Genomic DNA, 2,578 nt, shown 5'->3' with positions numbered 1-2,578 from the left:
GGCGTCGAGTTCGAACCAGACCGCCTTTCCCACCCCGTGGGCCCGTACCCCCCACGCGTCCGCGAGCGACTGCACCAGGACCAGGCCCCTGCCGTGGGTGCCGTCGCCGGTGTTCGCCGGGCAGGGCCTGGGCCTGCGGGCCACGAAGTCCCGTACCTCCACCCGCAGTCCACGCGGTCCCACGACGGCCGTCAGGACCGCGTCGTCGTCGGTGTGGACGAGTGCGTTGGTGACCAGTTCGCTGGTGAGCAGTTCCGCCACGTCCGAGCGTCCGGGCCTGCCCCACTGCCGTAGCAGCTCGCGCAGTGCCCTGCGCGCCTCGGGCACCGCCTTCAGGTCCCCGCGCCCGAGTCTCTGCCGCAGCTGGGACGGCTGCGGCCCTTCCGTCACGTCGTCGGTCTTTTCCTCCACCGTCCGAGCCGAGGAGGCCCCGATCGCCATGGGACCGCCCCCTCGTGCCTGCCTCTTCATGACCCCCGCCCGCGTGCCGATGTCGGTTCCCCTCCTTGTCGAACACGTTCACGGGATCCATGCCCTCTGTCACCCGGCGCAGTCATGTCGAATGCTCAACCACCGGGTGTTCGGCCACGGACACGGCTCTTTCGGCCGGACGGGCACCGGCGGACCATGCCGAACGCCTGCGCGGCTAGGCGTCCGGGTGCGTCGTGACCACCCGGGATCATCGCCTGCGCCGACTGCGGTCTGCCGATCCCGTCGTACTCGGCACAGCGGTGTGGCGGTTGGTACCGGACGTCCAGGTCCTGCTCGCGGGGCCGACGGACCGCGCCCGCGGCTCGCGAAACTGGCCTGAATCCAATGGTTTTCCGGCCCGGAGGGTAACCGAAACCGGTCCGACGCCCGGAACGGCCGCAGCGCGGGAGCGACATGCTCCCGCGCTGCGGCCGTTCCGGGCGGTCCTCACACCGCGGCCGAGGTCCACGGCGCGACGGTCGCCTGCTGCGCGCTCACTTGGCGCCGATGTGGAAGATCTTGTGGCTCGCGTTCATGTCGACGACCACCTTGGAGGTCACCCCGCGGCTCCAGGTCAGGGTGACGACGGCCTCCGTCCGGCCCGCCTTGGTGCCGGTCTCGGTGACCTTCCACGCCAGCGGCACGTTCTGGGCACGCAGGACGCCGTCCGCGTGCTCCCGCTCCTCCCACTTGTTCAGCTCCTTCTGGAAGGCGGGCGTGAGGTAGTGGCCGCGCAGGGCGGTGCCGAGGTTGCCGCTGTCCTCGTCGTACACCGCGTCGATGTAGGTGCCGTAGAAGTCGGCGATCCGGGTGAGGTTGTCGGTCGTTTTGCCGCTGACGCTGCGCGGGGCGCCGGCGGAGGCCTGGGCGGTGGCGCCGAGGCCGAGGGCGACGGCGAGGAGGCCGGCGCTGATGACGGTGCGGGTCTTGCTGCTCATGTCTGTTCCCCGTTTTCGGTTGCGTGTTGCTCGGTTGCGTGCGGTCCGGTTGCGTGTTTTCGGTTGCGTGTTGTGAGAGGTGCGGTGGTCGGTGGGCGCCCTCCCGACCCCCGTGGCGGGAGGGCGGCCCCGGTCGTGCGGTCAGTGGAGCTTGTTCACGGCGGTCGTGGTCGTCTTCTTGAACGCCTTGACCGGCGCGTCCCTGAAACCGCCCATCTGCCCCCAGTCGACGACGGTCACGGTCCTGCCGTCCCGGCCCACCGACAGGAGCCGGATGTCGGTGGCACCCCAGGAGCTCTCGGTGTGCAGACCGTAGACGTGGGCGCCCTCCTCGACGTGCAGGGTGCCGTAGTCCTTCAGCGTCGCCGCCGTCTCCGGGTCTGCCTCCTCGATCCGGGCCGGGCAGGACGCGATGTCCTTGTCGAGCCGGGCGAAGCGGCCCTTCGCCGCGCTGACGCTGGGGAGTTGGACAGTGATCTGACGGGCGCCCGTGTCGAGGTCGGTGCGGAACTCCCGGTACCAGGTGTCCTGGCCCCCGCCCAGCGCCATGCTCAGGCAGCGGTCCTGTTCCACCGCCTCCGGTACGCCGGCGGTGACCTTGCCGGCGGTCCAGGACGACGAAGGGTGCGGCGGCAGGTCCGCGGCCGCCAGGAACCCCGGTGCCCGGGACGCGGCGTCCGCCGGTGGGGCGAGCGTCGTGCCGAGGGCGAGGCCCGTGACGGCGAGTGCGATGAGCGCGCCTGCTCGGGTGCGCTTGGACATGGGTGTCCCCCGTGGATGAGTGCAGTGGATGAGTGCAGTGGATGAGTGCATGGGTGTCGGAAGGTCGCCGCGACGGCGGATGGTCGGTCCGCCCTGGTCGGTGCGACACCAAGAGCATCGGCGCTGCCGGCGCCCCGGCGCAACGGCTGCCGTCCGATCGGCCGGGGTGGAACCATCCCAGCCCATCTGACGTGCAGGTATATGAGTGCCTGGGATGACGGGGACGACGGGGACGACGGGGAGACGGGGGAACGGTGTCGACACGGGACGACGTCGAGCAGTTCGCGGCGCTGCTGCGCCGGTTGAAGGACCGCACGGACCGGAGCTACGGCTCGCTGGCGCGGCGCCTCAACATGAACACCTCCACGCTCCACCGCTACTGCGCGGGCGAGGCGGTGCCCCAGGAC

At 71.0% G+C, this 2,578-nt stretch carries 4 protein-coding genes; 1 reads left to right on the top strand and 3 read right to left on the bottom strand.

Going from position 1 to position 2,578, the window contains the following annotated elements:
• The 3 genes from GRC12_RS43515 to GRC12_RS43505 form a co-directional block, all read right to left on the bottom strand.
• On the bottom strand, positions 1–441 hold a 441-nt coding region (locus GRC12_RS43515; protein WP_208785964.1), incomplete at its 3' end, for an ATP-binding protein.
• Between the two features lie 524 nt (positions 442–965).
• Positions 966–1,409: a hypothetical protein gene (locus GRC12_RS43510; RefSeq protein WP_208785963.1), complete on the bottom strand. Its 444-nt coding sequence runs from the start codon at positions 1,407–1,409 to the stop codon at positions 966–968.
• 141 nt (positions 1,410–1,550) lie between these two features.
• A complete protein-coding gene (locus GRC12_RS43505) occupies positions 1,551–2,171 on the bottom strand; it encodes a hypothetical protein (RefSeq protein WP_208785962.1) in 621 nt (206 codons plus the stop codon).
• Between the two features lie 254 nt (positions 2,172–2,425).
• Between GRC12_RS43505 and GRC12_RS46180 the strand changes: the two genes are divergently transcribed.
• Positions 2,426–2,578, top strand: a 153-nt coding sequence (locus GRC12_RS46180) for a helix-turn-helix domain-containing protein (protein ID WP_308286765.1), incomplete at its 3' end; no start/stop codon positions are given.

Source organism: Streptomyces griseorubiginosus (assembly GCF_017614965.1).
GTDB classification, from domain to species: Bacteria; Actinomycetota; Actinomycetes; order Streptomycetales; family Streptomycetaceae; genus Streptomyces; species Streptomyces griseorubiginosus_B.
This window is presented reverse-complemented; position numbering and strand designations above follow the sequence as displayed.

Excerpts from the sequence above, each read along its gene's own strand:
- GRC12_RS43510 (WP_208785963.1), bottom strand. The coding sequence starts at position 1,409 with ATGAGCAGCAAGACCCGCACCGTCATCAGCGCCGGCCTCCTCGCCGTC.
- GRC12_RS43505 (WP_208785962.1), bottom strand. The coding sequence starts at position 2,171 with ATGTCCAAGCGCACCCGAGCAGGCGCGCTCATCGCACTCGCCGTCACG.